Genomic DNA, 15,782 nt, shown 5'->3' on the forward strand with positions numbered 1-15,782 from the left:
GCCTGATGAGACATTTGCCCAGGCACACGCCTCGGACACCTATCCTGGTCCCGTCGGACAGCGCGGTCCGCACGGGCAGCCCGAGCTGCGCATCAGGAGCGGGGACCCCCCGGAAGGAGTCGGGGGAGGCGTCGCCGTGCGCGGCCGGAAGCCCACCGCCCAGTAGCGCTCGAACACTGCAAGGAGCCGCACCTGTGAGCAGTGCTGACAAGGCCCCCCTGGCCTCCCAGCAGGCCGCCCCCGCCACCCCGGCCGGCCCCGCCACCCCGGCCGCCACCGCCAACGCGGAACTGCGCGCGGACATCCGCCGCCTCGGCGACCTCCTCGGGGAGACCCTCGTACGCCAGGAGGGCCAGGACCTGCTCGACCTCGTCGAACGGGTCCGCGCCCTCACCCGCACCGACGGCGAAGCCGCCGCCGCGCTGCTCGGCGACACCGACCTGGAGACCGCCGCCAAGCTCGTACGCGCGTTCTCCACCTACTTCCACCTCGCCAACGTCACCGAGCAGGTGCACCGCGGCAAGGAACTGCGCGCCCACCGTGCCGCCGAAGGCGGGCTCCTCGCCCGCACCGCCGACATGCTGAAGGACGCCGACCCCGAACACCTGCGCGAGACGGTCGCGAACCTCAACGTCCGCCCCGTCTTCACCGCGCACCCCACCGAGGCGGCCCGCCGCAGCGTCCTGAACAAGCTGCGCCGCATCGCCGCGCTGCTGGAAGAGCCCGTCACCGGCGCCGGCGACCGCCGCCGCCACGACCTGCGCCTCGCCGAGAACATCGACCTCGTCTGGCAGACCGACGAACTGCGCGTGGTCCGCCCCGAGCCCGCCGACGAGGCCCGCAACGCCATCTACTACCTCGACGAACTGCACGCCGGCGCCGTCGGCGACGTACTCGAGGATCTGGCCGCTGAACTGCAGCGCGTCGGCATCGAGCTCCCCGCCGGCACCCGCCCCCTCACCTTCGGCACCTGGATCGGCGGCGACCGCGACGGCAACCCCAACGTCACCCCCGAGGTCACCCGCGACGTGCTGATCCTCCAGCACGAACACGGCATCACGGACGCCCTCGAACTCATCGACTTCCTGCGCGGCCTCCTCTCCAACTCCATCCGCTACACCGGAGCCACCGAGGAACTCCTCGCCTCCCTCCAGGCCGACCTCGAACGCCTGCCCGAGATCAGCCCGCGCTACAAGCGGCTGAACGCGGAGGAGCCGTACCGCCTCAAGGCCACCTGCATCCGCCAGAAGCTCCTCAACACCCGCGAACGCCTCGCCAAGGGCATCCCGCACGAGGAAGGCCGCGACTACCTCGGCACCGCCGAGCTGCTGAGCGACCTCACCCTCATCCAGACCTCCCTGCGCGAACACCGCGGCGCGCTCTTCGCCGACGGCCGCATGGACCGCACCATCCGCACCCTGGCCGCCTTCGGCCTCCAGCTGGCCACCATGGACGTACGCGAGCACGCCGACGCCCACCACCACGCGCTCGGCCAGCTCTTCGACCGGCTCGGCGAGGAGTCCTGGCGCTACGCCGACATGCCGCGCGACTACCGGCAGAAGCTCCTCGCCAAGGAACTGCGCTCCCGCCGCCCGCTGGCCCCCACCCCGGCCCCGCTCGACGCCGCCGGAGCCAAGACCCTCGGCGTCTTCTTCGCCATCAAGGACGCCTTCGAGAAGTTCGGCCCCGAGGTCATCGAGTCCTACATCATCTCGATGTGCCAGGGCGCCGACGACGTCTTCGCCGCCGCCGTCCTCGCCCGCGAGGCAGGCCTCCTCGACCTGCACGGCGGCTGGGCCAAGATCGGCATCGTGCCGCTCCTGGAGACCACCGACGAGCTGCGCGCCGCCGACGTCATCCTCGACGAGATGCTCGCCGACCCTTCCTACCGGCGCCTGGTCTCCCTGCGCGGCGACGTCCAGGAGGTCATGCTCGGTTACTCCGACTCCTCCAAGTTCGGCGGCATCACCACCTCCCAGTGGGAGATCCACCGCGCCCAGCGCCGCCTGCGCGACGTCGCCCACCGCTACGGCGTGCGCCTGCGCCTCTTCCACGGCCGCGGCGGCACCGTCGGCCGCGGTGGCGGCCCCTCCCACGACGCGATCCTCGCCCAGCCCTGGGGCACCCTCGAAGGCGAGATCAAGGTCACCGAGCAGGGCGAGGTCATCTCCGACAAGTACCTGGTCCCCTCCCTCGCCCGGGAGAACCTGGAACTGACCGTCGCGGCGACCCTGCAGGCCTCCGCCCTGCACACCGCCCCCCGCCAGTCCGACGAGGCCCTCGCCCGCTGGGACGCCGCCATGGACACCGTCTCCGACGCCGCGCACTCCGCGTACCGCGCGCTCGTCGAGGACCCCGACCTGCCGGCGTACTTCTTCGCCGCCACCCCCGTCGACCAGCTCGCCGACCTGCACCTGGGCTCCCGCCCCTCGCGCCGCCCCGACTCCGGCGCCGGCCTCGACGGCCTGCGCGCCATCCCGTGGGTCTTCGGCTGGACCCAGTCCCGCCAGATCGTCCCCGGCTGGTACGGCGTCGGCTCCGGCCTCAAGGCCCTGCGCGATGCGGGCCAGGAGGACGTCCTCGCCGAAATGGGCGCCCGCTGGCACTTCTTCCGCAACTTCCTGTCCAACGTCGAGATGACACTGGCCAAGACCGACCTGCGGATCGCCCGCCACTACGTCGACACCCTCGTGCCCGACCACCTCAAGCACGTCTTCACCCGCATCGAGGCCGAACACGAGCTCACCGTCCGCGAGGTCCTGCGCATCACCGGCAACGAGAAGCTCCTGGGCTCGAACCCGGTGCTCCAGCAGACCTTCGCCGTACGCGACGCCTACCTGGACCCCATCTCCTACCTCCAGGTCTCCCTGCTGGCCCGCCAGCGCGCGGCCGCCGCCCGCGGCGAGGAACCGGACCCGCTGCTCGCCCGCGCCCTGCTGCTGACCGTCAACGGCGTCGCCGCCGGCCTGCGCAACACCGGCTGACCGCCCGGCGTACGTACGACAAGGCCCCCGCACCACGGTGATGGTGCGGGGGCCTTGTCGTTACGGAGCTACGGAGCTACGGGGCTCAGCCCTCGGCGCCGGCCTTGCGGCGGCGGACCACCAGCACGGCGCCGCCCGCGATCAGCGCGGCCGCCATCGTGGCGATCAGGCCGATCGGCGCGTCGGAACCGGTCTTCGCCAGGTCGCCACCACCGGTGGAACCGCCGGCCGCGGCGGCCGAACCGGTCGGAGCCGGGGAGGTGGCCGAGCCGGACGGCGACGCGCTCGACGAAGCCGAGGCGGACGTGCTGGCCGAAGCCGACGCCGACGCCGACGTCGAGGCCGACGCGGAGGCCGAGGTGGAGGCGGACGGCGAGGCGGTCGTCGTCTTCGTCGGGCTCGGCGTGGCGGTGGCCGGGCAGACGTGGGACAGGTTGAACCACTCCTGCTTGCCGCCCTTGACCTCGGCAACGGCCTTCGTCAGCTTGGCGCCGGCCTCGGAGGCCACGTACGCGTGGTTGTCCGCCGGCGGCCCGAAGACCTTGATGACCTGCTCGCCACCGGGCTCGAAGGTGACCTTCAGCTCCACGAAGGAGGCTTCATTGGGGTTACCGGGGAACAGGAAGTGCCAACCGTCCTGGTTCGCCGGGATGTCGGCGCACTTCTTCTCGACGCCCACGCCCTGGCCCGGGTTCGCGGCCGTGATCGGCACGGTCTGGTGCAGGGGGACGGTACGGGTGTCCCCGGTGGCGAAGGCCGGAGCGGCGCCGGCGAGAAGGACGAGAGACGCTGCCGCGGGAACCACAGCGGCGGCCCAACGGGCGCGGGAAACTGGCATGGAGATACCTCTGACGCTGATGAGGGACGGTGCCGTGGGAGGTGGCGGCCCAGCATGCTGACGCCCGACCGTCAAGGTCAAGTGGTACTCGGCAGTATTCGTGGGGACTTGGGAACTGACATTCCGTTTGTCCCGTATAACGATCCCCGCACGGTCAGGAGTTGTACGCCGACTGGGCGCGCTCCAGACCCTCCGAGATCAGGCACTCCACGGAATCCGCCGCCCGGTCCACGAACCAGTCCAACTCCTTGCGCTCCGTGGAGGAGAAGTCCTTCAGCACGAAGTCCGCGACCTGCATCCGGCCCGGAGGCCGGCCGATGCCGCACCGCACCCGGTGGTAGTCCGGCCCCATCGACTTCGTCATCGACTTCAGCCCGTTGTGGCCGTTGTCCCCGCCGCCCAGCTTCAGCCGCAGCGTCGGATAGTCGATGTCCAGCTCGTCGTGGATCGCGACGATCCGGTCCAGCGGCACCTTGTAGAAGTCGCGCAGCGCCGTCACCGGACCGCCCGACAGGTTCATGTACGTCATCGGCTTGGCCAGCACCACCCGGCGGTTCTCCGGCCCCGGCGGACCGATGCGGCCCTCGACCACCTGGGCCCGGGCCTTGTGCGCCTTGAACTTCCCGCCGATCCGCTCCGCCAGCAGATCGACCACCATGAACCCGATGTTGTGGCGGTTGCCCGCGTAATCCGGTCCGGGATTGCCGAGGCCCACGATCAGCCAGGGCGCCGCGTCGTCCGACATCTAAAGCTCCTTAGGGCCTGCGTGAAGACGACCGCCGTCCCGCTCCAGTGGAGCCGGACGGCGGTCGGTCAGCAACTGCTGAGAGGAAAGGGCGAGGCTCAGGCCTCGGTGCCCTCGGCCTCGGCGGCCGGCTCCTCGGCCTGCGGGGCGACGACCTGGAGGACGGCGACGTCGCCGTCGACGGCCAGGGTGGTGCCCTTCGGGAGGACCAGGTCCTTGGCGTGGATGGTGGCGCCGGCCTGGAGGCCCGCGATCGAGACGGTGACCTCGGTCGGGATGTGGGTGGCCTCGGCCTCGACGGAGACGGTGTTCTGGAGGGTCTCCAGCATGTTGCCGCCCGCGGCCAGCTCGCCCTCGGTGACGATCGCGACGTCGACGGTGACCTTCTCGCCCTTCTGGACGATCAGGAAGTCGACGTGCGAGATCGAGCGCTTCAGGGGGTGACGCTGCACGGCCTTCGGGATGACCAGCTCCTGGCCGGCGCCCGCGATGTCCAGGGAGATCAGGACGTTCGGGGTACGCAGCGCCAGCAGCAGGCCGTGGCCCTCGACGTTGACGTGCTTCGGGTCCTGGCCGTGACCGTAGATGACGGCGGGAACCAGCGCGTCGCGACGGGCCTGACGGGCAGAGCCCTTGCCGAAGGTGTCACGGAGCTGGGCGGAAAGCTTGACCTCGGACATGCTCACTCCTCGTGGGGTGACGGAAAACGGATTGAGTCACCCGGCCGGAACGGCCTGCTACGAAGAGCGCGTCGATAACGGAGTGCCCGCACATGACAGTGCGGCCTCCCTCGCCGAGCAACTTCATGAGTCTACCCGGCGGGGAGGCCGCCCACAAAAACGATCACAGCAAGGGGCTCCGCGCGGAACCCCTACCGCTGCTCTTCTACTGCTGCTCCTCGAAGAGGCTGGTGACAGAACCGTCCTCGAAGACCTCGCGCACCGCGCGCGCGATCATCGGGGCGATCGACAGCACCGTGATCTTGTCGAGCTCCAGGTCCGACGGGTCCGGCAGGGTGTTCGTGAAGACGAACTCACTGACCTTGGAGTTCTTCAGACGGTCGGCCGCCGGACCCGACAGGATGCCGTGCGTCGCCGTCACGATGACGTCCTCCGCGCCGTGCGCGAACAGCGCGTCGGCCGCGGCGCAGATCGTGCCACCCGTGTCGATCATGTCGTCGACCAGCACGCAGACGCGGCCCTTGACCTCACCGACGACCTCGTGGACGGTCACCTGGTTGGCGACGTCCTTGTCACGGCGCTTGTGCACGATCGCCAGCGGCGCGTCCAGCCGGTCGCACCAGCGGTCGGCCACGCGCACGCGGCCGGCGTCCGGGGAGACGATCGTCAGCTTCGAACGGTCCACCTTGGCGCCGACGTAGTCCGCGAGGACGTTCAGGGCCGACAGGTGGTCCACCGGGCCGTCGAAGAAGCCCTGGATCTGGTCCGTGTGCAGGTCGACCGTGAGGATGCGGTCCGCACCCGCGGTCTTCAGCAGGTCGGCCACCAGGCGGGCCGAGATCGGCTCGCGGCCCTTGTGCTTCTTGTCCTGGCGGGCGTACCCGTAGGACGGGACGATCACGGTGATGGAGCGTGCCGACGCGCGCTTCAGCGCGTCGATCATGATCAGCTGCTCCATGATCCACTTGTTGATCGGAGCCGTATGGCTCTGGATCAGGAAGCAGTCGGCGCCACGAGCCGACTCCTGGAAGCGGACGTAGATCTCACCGTTCGCGAAGTCGAAAGCCTTGGTCGGCACGAGGCCGACTCCCAGCTGGTGCGCGACCTCCTCGGCCAGCTCGGGGTGGGCGCGGCCGGAGAAGAGCATCAGCTTCTTCTCGCCGGTCGTCTTGATCCCGGTCACAGCACTGTCTCCTCAGACGTGTTGAAGCTGCTCGCCCCCATGTGCGTCCGTCCCGCACACGGTGAGCCAGCCGAATTGCGTGCACGTATCACGGTACGCGGTCCCGGGCGTACCTGTTTCCGGTCAGTTCACCTCAGTGCCGCTCGGAGTCCTCGGGGACCACCGACTGCGCCGCCGCGGCGGCGGCACTTCCCGGACGCTTGCGGGCCACCCAACCCTCGATATTCCGCTGCTGGCCACGGGCCACGGCCAGCGCGCCGGGCGGCACGTCCTTCGTGATCACGGACCCCGCCGCCGTGTAGGCGCCGTCCCCGATCGTGACGGGCGCCACAAACATGTTGTCCGAGCCCGTCTTGCAGTGTGAGCCGACGGTGGTGTGGTGCTTGTGCTCACCGTCGTAGTTCACGAAGACGCTCGCGGCGCCGATGTTGGTGTACTCGCCGATCGTCGCGTCGCCGACGTAGGACAGGTGCGGCACCTTGGTGCCCTCGCCGATCGTCGCGTTCTTCATCTCGACGTACGTGCCGGCCTTGGCCTTCACGCCGAGGTTCGTGCCGGGACGCAGGTACGCGAAGGGCCCCACCGTCGCCTGGGCGCCCACGACCGCGCCCTCCGCGACCGTGTTGTCCACGCGGGCGCCCGCGCCCACCCGGGTGTCCTTCAGGCGGGTGTTCGGGCCGACCTCGGCCCCTTCGGCGATGTGCGTGGCGCCGAGCAGCTGCGTGCCCGGGTGGATCAGGGAGTCCTGTCCGAAGGTGACGGTCACGTCCACGAACGTACTGGCGGGGTCGACGACCGTCACGCCCGCGAGCATGGCCTGCTCCAGCAGGCGCGCGTTCAGCAGGGCGCGGGCCTCGGCGAGCTGGACGCGGTTGTTGATCCCGAGGATCTGGCGGTGGTCGCTGCCGACGGCCGCGCCGACGCGGTGCCCGGCCTCGCGCAGGATGCCGAGGACGTCGGTGAGGTACTCCTCGCCCTGGCTGTTGTCGGTACGGACCTTGCCGAGCGCGTCGGCGAGCAGGGCGCCGTCGAAGGCGAAGACGCCCGAGTTGATCTCGCGGATCGCGCGCTGGGCGTCGGTGGCGTCCTTGTGCTCGACGATGGCCGTCACGGCGCCGGTCTCCCCGTCGCGCACGATCCGCCCGTAGCCGGTGGAGTCCGGCACCTCGGCGGTGAGCACGGTGACGGCGTTGCCGTCGGCCTCGTGCGTCGCCGCGAGCTGCTTCAGGGTCTCGCCGGTGAGCAGCGGGGTGTCGCCGCAGACGACGATCACGGTGCCGGTGAGCTGGCCGCCGAGCTCTTCGAGGGCCATGCGGACGGCGTGCCCGGTGCCGTTCTGCTCGTACTGGACGGCGGTGCGCACGCCGGCGTCGACGTCGGCGAGGTGCGCGGTGACCTGCTCCCGGGCGTGCCCGACGACCACGACGAGGTGGGCGGGGTCCAGCTCGCGGGAGGCGGCGACGACGTGACCGACGAGCGAGCGCCCGCAGATCTCGTGCAGGACCTTGGGAGTGGCCGACTTCATGCGGGTGCCTTCACCCGCTGCGAGTACGACGACGGCTGCCGGGCGGTTGGCGCTCACGGGGATGCCCTTCGGCTTCGGGGGTGGACCCGCAAAGGATACCGGGGGGCCGCGGGCCCGAAACGAGGCCGGGTCCCGACCGTGGAGGTCAGGACCCGAATCTGAGCATCAGCGCTCTGTGTGCTCCCGGAGAAGGATTCGAACCCTCATTCAATGGACCAAAACCATTTGTCCTGCCTTTAGACGATCCGGGATGGTTCGCCCGCTATGTCCGATTTTGATGATCGGACTCCGCTGCAGCCCCTACTATGCCGCACCACCAGCCTTCGACGCGACGGTACAGACCGGCACTTTGAAGGATGCGAATGGCTAGGCAGCCGTAGTAGCTCTCGCCGGTGTTCTTGCGGGTGGTTTTGGGATTGTGGCGCTTGAGGGTTGTCTTGAGGAGTCGCGCGACGTCCGTGCCCACGAAGTCCGCCCAGAATCTTTCCGCGCCTGCGACGTCTGCTGTTTCGTGGATCATGACGGAGTAGCGGATGTGTTCTTCCTTGACACCCAGGAGGCGCAGCCAGGAGAGGTAAACGCGAATCATGCCCGGGTCGCTGTTCACGAAGATCACGCGCTCGCGGCGGTCGTACGGCTTGTCCTTGCTGCCCTCTGCCCAGTAGAGGCCGACGCCGAGGATGAACAGTTCCCGGTCCGAGATGCTGTCGATCTCGGCCTCTGCCACCTGTTTCGCCTGCCGCCTCTCCTCGTCGCGCAGGACAAGGGTTCGTTCCCACCCCCGCTTGGCGATGGCTGATGCCTCCTCGGTGGTACGTCGACGCTCCGGCTTCGGGAGGTCGCGGACCCAGAGGGAGATCGAGCTCTTCGAGCAGCCCAGCTTGAGCTGGATCTGGTCGTACGTGAGGCCCTGGAGGCGGAGCTCGCGGGCGCGGGCGCGGAGGTCGTCCTTCGCGTTCGGGCGCTTCGTCCACTCGGGTGGGGGCTCGTCCTCCAGGAGCCGGTTGAGGATGTCGTTGTTGTGGACGGCCAGGCGGTCGCGGATGTCCCGGCGGCTGAGGCCCTCCCGGCGGAGGGTGATCGCCTGCTCGCGGAGGGATTCGAAGGTCGCGGTTCCGGTGCGGAGGCCCCCGGTGCCGTCGCCGGGACGAGGTCGGATTTCGGTCATGTCGCCAATGTCGTCCGGAATGCGAGATTCAGGTCTCGTTCAGCGGACGTTTCCGTCGTACGTGCGATTACTCGCGGTTCTCGGGATTTTCGTTCGACCGTGTGCTGGGCGCGCTGCGTACGCTGGGCGGCATGACCAGTACGGGGGAAGTGGAAGGCCGCGCTGGGCCGCCTTTGTGGTGGGCGCGGCGGCGGGATGCCGTGGGGGACGTGGTGCTCGGCGGGGTGTCCGCCGTCGAGTGCGCGTGGGAGGGGGTGCCCTTCGCGCGGGAGGCCGGGATACCCGTTGTCGTCGGGGTGCTGTTCGGGCTCGTGGTGGGGGCCACGCTCGTGCTGCGGCGGCGGTGGCCGATCGCCGTGGTGCTCGTGGGGATCGCCGTGGCGCCGGCCGCGATGGGATTCCTGCTCGCGGTGGTGGGGATGTACACGCTGGCCTCCTCCGAGGTGCCCCGGCGGATCACGGCCACGCTGGCCTCGATGTCGCTGGCCGCGACCTTCGTGGTGATGTACCTGCGGACCAGGAGCGATGTCGAGGCCGACCACATGCTCGTGGTGGTGCTCTCCGGGTTCGTGGCGGTGGCGCTGACCGTGCCGCCGGTGCTGTTCGGGCTCTACATCGGCGCCCGGCGGCGGCTGATGGAGAGCTTGCAGGAGCGCGCGGACTCGCTGGAGCGGGAGCTGTCGCTGCTGGCGGACCGGGCGGAGGAGCGGGCCGAGTGGGCCCGGACCGAGGAGCGGACCCGGATCGCGCGGGAGATGCACGACGTGGTGGCCCACCGGGTGTCGCTGATGGTGGTGCACGCGGCCGCGCTGGAGGCGGTGGCGGTCAAGGACCCGGCGCGGGCGGCGAAGAACGCGGCGCTGGTGGGGGACATGGGGCGGCAGGCGCTGACGGAGCTGCGGGAGATGCTCGGCGTGCTGAGGGCGGCTCCTAAGCCGGTGGCGGTATCCGCCGTGGCCGCGCCCGCCGCGCCCGCCGCGCCCGCCGCGCCCGCCGCGGCCGCCGTGCCCTCCGTGTCGGCCTCGGCCGGCGCTCCGGTTGTTCCCGTCGCGCTTGTGGGGAGCGTCGAGGACGGGCCCTCGCTGGACGAGCTGGAGGCGCTGGTCGGGCAGTCGCGGGCGGCCGGGATGGTCGTGGAGATGGTGGTGCAGGGCGAGGCGGTGGCGTACGCGGCGGAGGTGGAGCAGACGGCGTACCGCGTGGTGCAGGAGGCGCTCACCAATTGCCACAAGCACGCTCCGGGGGCGCGGGTCGTGGTGCGGGTCGCGCATCGGGACGGGGAGGTGGCGATGCAGGTGGAGAACGGGCCGTGTGAGGGGCAGGCCGACGGGGTCGGGCTGCCGAGTGGGGGGAACGGGCTGGTCGGGATGCGGGAGCGGGTGCTGGGGCTGGGCGGGGTGTTCGTGTCGGGGGCGACGGAGGTGGGGGGCTTTCGGGTGTCGGTGGTCTTGCCGGTGCGGTAGGCGGTGGCCTTGGCGGGTGGGCGGTGGGCGGTGGGCGGTATCCGGGGGCCGGTGCGGCGCCGTTGCTGGGGCTCCGCCCCAGACCCCGCGCCTCAAACGCCGGCGGGGCTGGATTTGGCCGGTGGGGCCTGGGGTCAGGCTGTGGTGAGGCGGGTTGGTTGGAGGCCCGTCAGGAGGAGGGTGAGGGCCTCGTCGAGGGTGGGGCCGAGGTACCAGTCGCCGGTGTGGTCGATGCCGTAGACGCGGCCTTCGCGGTCGAGGGCGAGGTGGGAGCCGCCGTCGGCCTCGACGCCGAGGGGGCAGAGCTGGGTGGAGAGGGCTCGGCCGAGGTCGGCGAAGGTGCGCGCGAGGTGGAGTCCGGTGAGCGGGTCGAGGTGGAGCGGGGTGGGGGCGATCTGACGGCCGGGCCCGGGGGCGGTGATCGTGAGGCCGCCGAATTCGGCCCAGGCCTCGACGGCGGCGGGGAAGACGGCGTGCCGGTGCCCGGCCGGGGTGGTGTGGTCCCGCAGCGCGTCGGCCCAGTACTCGGCCTGCTTGATGTCCCAGCGGCCCGGTTCCCAGCCGGCGGTGCGCAGGGCGGAGTCCACGGCGACCGGGAAGCGGGTGGCCGAGGAGCGGTCGTAGGAGGCGGAGGTGGTGGTCATGGCTACTCGGAGGGGGTGAGGTCGACGGGGCGTACGCCGAAGTGGGCGAGGAGGGCGTCGCAGGAGCGGCAGGGGGGCGCGTAGCTGCCGTGGAGGGGGTCGCCGTCCTCGCGGATGCGGCGGGCGGTGATCTTCGCGTGTTTGAGGGAGCGGCGGGCTTCGCTCGCTGAGAGGGGTTTGCGGGAGGCGCGCCTGGAGCGGGCGCCTTCGACGGCGGCCAGGTGGCGGGAGAGCAGGATGGCCTCCGGGCACCGCCCGGTGAAACGTTCGCGCTGGCCGCTGGTGAGGGTGTCGAGGAAGTCCTGTACGAGGGGGTGGAGGACGGGGGGCTGGTCGGCCTTGCCGGCGGTGCCGGTGAGGGTTTCGCCGCGTACGGAGAGGGCGGCGGCGATGGTGGGCAGGATGCCGTCCCGGCGGAAGCGCAGGACGGGCACGGCGGGGCGGCCGGCGGTGCTGCTCCAGCGCAGGCGGGGGTCGCCGGCGGGGCCGCCTGGTTCGGCGGCCGGGCCTGTGGCCGGGCCCGTGGCCGGTCCCGTGACCGCGCCCGTAGCCGCGCCCGTGGCTGCCGGTGCGCCTGGCGCTTTCGGGGTGGTGTCGCCCGGTTCTGTGCGTGTTGCCGTGTGGTGCATGGTCGCGCTTTCCCTCCCGTGGCGGCGGTGGTGACCGCTGTCGCGCACGCCCCCGTGCTGCGGGGACAGCCTGCCAAATGTCATCTGTCATACGGAAGCGGGGTCGAATATTCGTATCAATTCGGATCTTCCTGGCCCTCGGGTGGGTGCGCCGGTCGTGTGCGGGTGAGCCCCTTGCCCCAGCGCATAGGCTGTGGTGAACCAGCCAGATCCAGCAGGGGGCTACCGCCATGACGACAGGTCGGCTCGGGCAGCAGGCCGCGCCACCCAACGCCGCTTACTCGGGGCAGGTCGTGCATTTCCCGGACCCGGTCCGGGCCGCTCGGCATCCCCACGGGGTGCGGATGGACGGCAACGGGTATCCGGACTTCTCCGCCTACGCGCGCGCGGCGGTGGAGATCGCCGAACCGCCGGAGGGCTTCGGCGTGGACGAGCTGCGGCTGACGGACTACGTGTCCGCGAACGCGGCGATGAAGGCCGCCGGGCACGAGTTGTGGGACACGGTCGGGCCGGTGGCGACCCCGCACGGCTGGACCTGGCACCACGTGGCGGGTTCGCGGCGCATGGAGCTGGTGCCGGTCGAGGTGAAGGCGCTGCTGCGGCATCACGCGGGCCTGGCGACGGCTCCGGTGGACCACGAGAAGCGCGGGACGCGGCCGTTGCAGGAGCTGCGCCCGGCGCACATGGGGCTGCCGAAGTCGGTGGTGTCGGTCTCCGAGGAGCAGGTGCAGGGCGTCGAGGAGGACCTCGGCTACCGGCTGCCGGAGGCGTACCGCTCGTTCCTGAAGGCCGCGGGCGGCTGCGCGCCGGTGGGCGCGGGGCTGGACGTGGACCTCGGTCTGCTGGTGGACCAGCCGTTCTTCACGGTGCGTGAGGAGGCGGCGGTTAATGACCTGGTGTACGTCAACAAGTGTCTGCGGGACCACCTGACGAAGGACTACCTGTGCGTGGCCTTCGCGCAGGGCGGGCTGCTCGCGCTGAAGGTGAGGGGAGAGGGCATCGGCTCGGTGTGGTTCTCCCCGTACGACGACGCGCGCGACCGGGACGGTTGGTCGGTGCAGGAGCGTGTGGAGCGGCTGTTGCTGCCGTGCGGCGGTGATTTCGATGCCTTTCTGGAGCGGTTGGCGGGCAATCCGCCGGAGCTGGAGACGGTGGCCGGTCTGATGGTGGACGGCGGATTCGCACGTTCGGTTCCGGTGGCCGCGGTGGCGCGTTCCGGTTCGGATGAGGGGTGACGGCGCGGTGGTGACGTTTGCGCAGGCGCAGGAGCGCGCCGAGGAGTGGATCAACGGGGACGTGCCCGCGTACCAGCACCGGGAGGTGCGCGTACGGGAGTTCGGGCTCGGGTTCGTGGTGTGGGCGGAGGACCGCGCGGCGGGTCCGGTCTCCGGGGGTGGCCGGCAGCGGCTGGTCATCGCGCGGGACAGCGGCGAGGTGACGCTGTGGCCGGGGCTGCCGGTGGGTGAGGTGATCCGCCGGTACGAGGAGGAGTACGGGGCGGTGGCCGCGGCGGCGGCTTCGGAGGCTTCGGTTCCGCCGCCGCGGATCGACTCGGAGCAGACGTCGTTCATGCTGAGCCCACCCGAGTGGCTGCAGGAGGCCGCGGACCGGGCGGGGATTCCGCCGGCCGCCGCTCCGGCGTCGGCGTCCGTGTCGGCGCCTGCGGCTGCGGCTGCGCCTGATGCGGTGCCGGCTTCCCCTTCCGCTCCGGCTCCGGCTCCGACTCCCGTTTCCGTGGAGCCCGTTGACGCCGCGCCCGCGTCCGCGCCCGCTCCGGCTCCGGTGGACGCGGTGCCGTTGCGGCGCGGGGGCGAGGTCCCGTACGAGCCGACGGCCAACGACGGCGTTCCGGCGGCGGCTCCGGCGGCCCCGGCGGTCGTGCCGACCGGTGCCACTCCGTGGGCGGGGACCGATGTGAACCCCGGTGCGGACGACGTGTCCGTGCCGCTGCCCGCGACCGTGTTCGCGCCGCCGCTGTCCGGGTCCGACCTGGAGGACGCGCCGCCGTCCGCGGTGGCCTCGGAGGCGAAGACCGCGCTGATTCTGGGCGGCAGCCAGCTGCCGAGGACCGCGGTCGTGCCCGCGCTGGGATCATCGGCGGGCGATATCGCCGACGCGCCGACGAGCAAGGCCCAGATCTCCCGGCCGGGCGGCTCCGCGGGTGGTGCGGGGCAGCCGCCGACGCCTCCGGGTCCGCCCGGTGCGGGTGGTGGCTCGGCCGGTGGTGGGGCGCACTACGCCGCCACGATGCTGGCGAGCCCCGGTGTTCCGCAGCCGCCCGGCCCCCCTGGCGCGCCCGGTGCTCCGGGTGCTCCGGGTGCCGGACAGCCGCCCGCGCCTCCCGGTCCCCCCGGGGCTCCCGGTTCGCTCGGCCGCGGGCTCGACCATGCCGCGACCATGCTGGCGGGCCCCGCCGTGACGGGTCAGCCGCCCGCGCCTCCCGGCCCGCCCGGTGCTCCGGGCGCCGGCGCACCCCAGCCTCCCGGCCCGCCGGGGGCTCCCGGTTCGCTCGGCCGCGGGCTGGACCATGCCGCCACGATGCTGGCGGGTCCGGCCGTGACGGGTCAGCCTCCGGCGCCTCCGGGTCCGCCCGGGGCTCCCGGTGGCGGGGCCCATCACGCCGCGACCATGCTCGCGGGTCCCGGCGTACCGCAGCCGCCCGGTCCGCCGGGGGCTCCCGGCGCGCCCGGGGCCGGGATCGACCATGCCGCGACGATGCTGGCCGGCCCCGCGATGGGTCAGCCGGGTCAGCCGCCCGCTCCTCCCGGCCCGCCGCCGGGCGGACCCGTGGCGCAGCCCCCGGCCCCGACCGGTGCGCCCACCGTCGGCCCCGGCTACCAGGCCGTGCTCCGCTACCGGGCACCCGACGGCTCGGAGCAGCAGCTCATCCGCCGCTCGGCGCCCGGTACCCCGCACCCGGAGTGGCAGATCCTGCACGAGCTGCGCGCCATGAACGTGCCGCCGCAGCAGGTGCTGGAGCTGCACACCGAGCTGGAGTCCTGTGAGCTGCCCGGTGGCTACTGCGCCCGGATGATCCGGGAGACGTGGCCGCAGGTGCGGATCACCAGCGTGGCCCCGTACGGCAAGGACCACGCGGGCCGTCAGCAGGGCATGCGACACCTGCTCACCCATCAGGGCGAGCTGCACCAGGTGGCGGACGGTCCGGCGCGCCCCGCGCCGGTTCGGGCGCCCCTGCCGCAGGTCCCGCTGCAGCCGGCCATCCCGCTGGACGCGATCGCGCAGGAGCTGGCGGGGGCGTTCGGTCCGCAGGGCGTCTTCCGCTTCGACCAGCGGGCGGTGTCCCGTCAGGGTGTGCCCGAGATCGTGGCGCAGACGCTGATGTGGTCGGGCCTGCCCGTCGATTTCGGGCCGTTCTTCTGGGCGCAGGCGGTGCCGGGTCAACCGGTGCCGACACTGGCCGAGATGGCCGCGCAGCGGCAGGTGCAGCCGGCCTCGGACGCGGGCTCGTACCTAGTGGTCGGCAGCGACTTCGGCAAGGCGCTCTGTGTGCAGTACGGGACCGCGAACATCGTGGCGGTGCCGGTGGAGGGTGGTCCGGGGGGTGCTCCGGTGCCGCCGCAGTTTGTGAATTCGAGCCTGCCGCAGTTCGTACGGTCCCTCGCGATGCTGGGTCACATGTGGCGGCTGCGACAGCATCTGACGCCGGAGCAGGCGGGTCGCTGGACGGTCGATTTCCAGGCGAACCTGGCCGGGCTCGACAGTGCGGCGCTGGCTTCGCCGGAGAGCTGGTGGTCGGTGCTGCTGGAGCAGATGTGGGACGGGCTGTTGTGACGTCGGCCTGATCGGGTGATCGGTGATCGGGTGATCAGGTGAATGGCCGGGTCGGGACCCTCGAAAGGGGTCTCGGCCCGGCCATTCGGGCTTCTGGGATCAAATGGCGCATCCTTGACGGGAATCCCCGC

Annotated in this window: 12 protein-coding genes and 1 tRNA gene; 4 read left to right on the forward strand and 9 right to left on the reverse strand. The window is 71.7% G+C overall.

What is annotated here, in order from left to right:
* Positions 1–218 precede the first annotated feature (218 nt).
* Positions 219–2,984 carry a phosphoenolpyruvate carboxylase gene (gene ppc, locus ACZ4TV_RS28745; RefSeq protein ID WP_468138034.1) on the forward strand — a complete coding sequence of 922 codons (2,766 nt, stop codon included), beginning with the start codon at positions 219–221 and terminating at the stop codon, positions 2,982–2,984.
* 85 nt (positions 2,985–3,069) lie between these two features.
* On the opposite strand, the gene ACZ4TV_RS28750 is transcribed toward ppc, so the two are convergent.
* From ACZ4TV_RS28750 to ACZ4TV_RS28780, 7 genes are all read right to left on the reverse strand, one after another.
* On the reverse strand, positions 3,070–3,822 hold the full coding sequence (locus ACZ4TV_RS28750; RefSeq protein ID WP_468137972.1) for an LPXTG cell wall anchor domain-containing protein: 753 nt from the start codon (positions 3,820–3,822) through the stop codon (positions 3,070–3,072).
* Between the two features lie 154 nt (positions 3,823–3,976).
* Positions 3,977–4,567, reverse strand: a complete 591-nt coding sequence (gene pth / locus ACZ4TV_RS28755) for an aminoacyl-tRNA hydrolase (RefSeq protein ID WP_468137973.1) — start codon at positions 4,565–4,567, stop codon at positions 3,977–3,979.
* Positions 4,568–4,665: 98 nt separating this feature from the next.
* Entirely contained in the window at positions 4,666–5,247 is a 582-nt protein-coding gene (locus ACZ4TV_RS28760; RefSeq protein ID WP_468137974.1) for a 50S ribosomal protein L25/general stress protein Ctc, read from the reverse strand.
* Positions 5,248–5,452: 205 nt separating this feature from the next.
* Positions 5,453–6,430, reverse strand: a complete 978-nt coding sequence (locus ACZ4TV_RS28765; protein ID WP_382648525.1) for a ribose-phosphate diphosphokinase — start codon at positions 6,428–6,430, stop codon at positions 5,453–5,455.
* Between the two features lie 133 nt (positions 6,431–6,563).
* Positions 6,564–8,012, reverse strand: coding sequence for a bifunctional UDP-N-acetylglucosamine diphosphorylase/glucosamine-1-phosphate N-acetyltransferase GlmU (gene glmU / locus ACZ4TV_RS28770; RefSeq protein WP_468137975.1), 1,449 nt, complete (start codon positions 8,010–8,012; stop codon positions 6,564–6,566).
* 123 nt (positions 8,013–8,135) lie between these two features.
* Positions 8,136–8,206: transfer RNA gene (locus ACZ4TV_RS28775), tRNA-Gln, on the reverse strand.
* 11 nt (positions 8,207–8,217) lie between these two features.
* On the reverse strand, positions 8,218–9,123 hold the full coding sequence (locus ACZ4TV_RS28780) for a hypothetical protein (RefSeq protein ID WP_468137977.1): 906 nt from the start codon (positions 9,121–9,123) through the stop codon (positions 8,218–8,220).
* Between the two features lie 131 nt (positions 9,124–9,254).
* Here ACZ4TV_RS28780 and ACZ4TV_RS28785 point away from each other — a divergent pair, with 131 nt between their 5' ends.
* On the forward strand, positions 9,255–10,586 hold the full coding sequence (locus ACZ4TV_RS28785; RefSeq protein ID WP_468137979.1) for a sensor histidine kinase: 1,332 nt from the start codon (positions 9,255–9,257) through the stop codon (positions 10,584–10,586).
* 134 nt (positions 10,587–10,720) lie between these two features.
* On the opposite strand, the gene ACZ4TV_RS28790 is transcribed toward ACZ4TV_RS28785, so the two are convergent.
* On the reverse strand, positions 10,721–11,230 hold the full coding sequence (locus ACZ4TV_RS28790) for an SUKH-3 domain-containing protein (RefSeq protein ID WP_468137980.1): 510 nt from the start codon (positions 11,228–11,230) through the stop codon (positions 10,721–10,723).
* Positions 11,231–11,232: 2 nt separating this feature from the next.
* Positions 11,233–11,859, reverse strand: coding sequence for a YwqJ-related putative deaminase (locus ACZ4TV_RS28795; RefSeq protein WP_468137982.1), 627 nt, complete (start codon positions 11,857–11,859; stop codon positions 11,233–11,235).
* Positions 11,860–12,089: 230 nt separating this feature from the next.
* On the opposite strand from ACZ4TV_RS28795, the gene ACZ4TV_RS28800 reads away from it, so the two are divergent.
* Both ACZ4TV_RS28800 and ACZ4TV_RS28805 read left to right on the forward strand, forming a co-directional pair.
* Positions 12,090–13,094, forward strand: coding sequence for an SMI1/KNR4 family protein (locus tag ACZ4TV_RS28800; RefSeq protein ID WP_468137984.1), 1,005 nt, complete (start codon positions 12,090–12,092; stop codon positions 13,092–13,094).
* Positions 13,084–15,651: an SUKH-4 family immunity protein gene (locus ACZ4TV_RS28805; RefSeq protein WP_468137985.1), complete on the forward strand. Its 2,568-nt coding sequence runs from the start codon at positions 13,084–13,086 to the stop codon at positions 15,649–15,651. The genes ACZ4TV_RS28800 and ACZ4TV_RS28805 overlap by 11 nt, the downstream gene beginning before the upstream one ends.
* The last annotated feature ends 131 nt before the right edge of the window (positions 15,652–15,782 follow it).

It is taken from the genome of Streptomyces sp. NPDC028910 (assembly GCF_055564955.1).

What these genes read in the sequence shown, in the direction of transcription:
- ACZ4TV_RS28750 (WP_468137972.1), bottom strand. Translation starts at nt 3,822, where the DNA reads ATGCCAGTTTCCCGCGCCCGTTGGGCCGCCGCTGTGGTTCCCGCGGCA.
- pth (WP_468137973.1), bottom strand. Translation starts at nt 4,567, where the DNA reads ATGTCGGACGACGCGGCGCCCTGGCTGATCGTGGGCCTCGGCAATCCC.
- ACZ4TV_RS28760 (WP_468137974.1), bottom strand. Translation starts at nt 5,247, where the DNA reads ATGTCCGAGGTCAAGCTTTCCGCCCAGCTCCGTGACACCTTCGGCAAG.
- ACZ4TV_RS28780 (WP_468137977.1), bottom strand. Translation starts at nt 9,123, where the DNA reads ATGACCGAAATCCGACCTCGTCCCGGCGACGGCACCGGGGGCCTCCGC.
- ACZ4TV_RS28785 (WP_468137979.1), top strand. Translation starts at nt 9,255, where the DNA reads ATGACCAGTACGGGGGAAGTGGAAGGCCGCGCTGGGCCGCCTTTGTGG.
- ACZ4TV_RS28790 (WP_468137980.1), bottom strand. Translation starts at nt 11,230, where the DNA reads ATGACCACCACCTCCGCCTCCTACGACCGCTCCTCGGCCACCCGCTTC.
- ACZ4TV_RS28795 (WP_468137982.1), bottom strand. Translation starts at nt 11,859, where the DNA reads ATGCACCACACGGCAACACGCACAGAACCGGGCGACACCACCCCGAAA.
- ACZ4TV_RS28800 (WP_468137984.1), top strand. Translation starts at nt 12,090, where the DNA reads ATGACGACAGGTCGGCTCGGGCAGCAGGCCGCGCCACCCAACGCCGCT.
- ACZ4TV_RS28805 (WP_468137985.1), top strand. Translation starts at nt 13,084, where the DNA reads ATGAGGGGTGACGGCGCGGTGGTGACGTTTGCGCAGGCGCAGGAGCGC.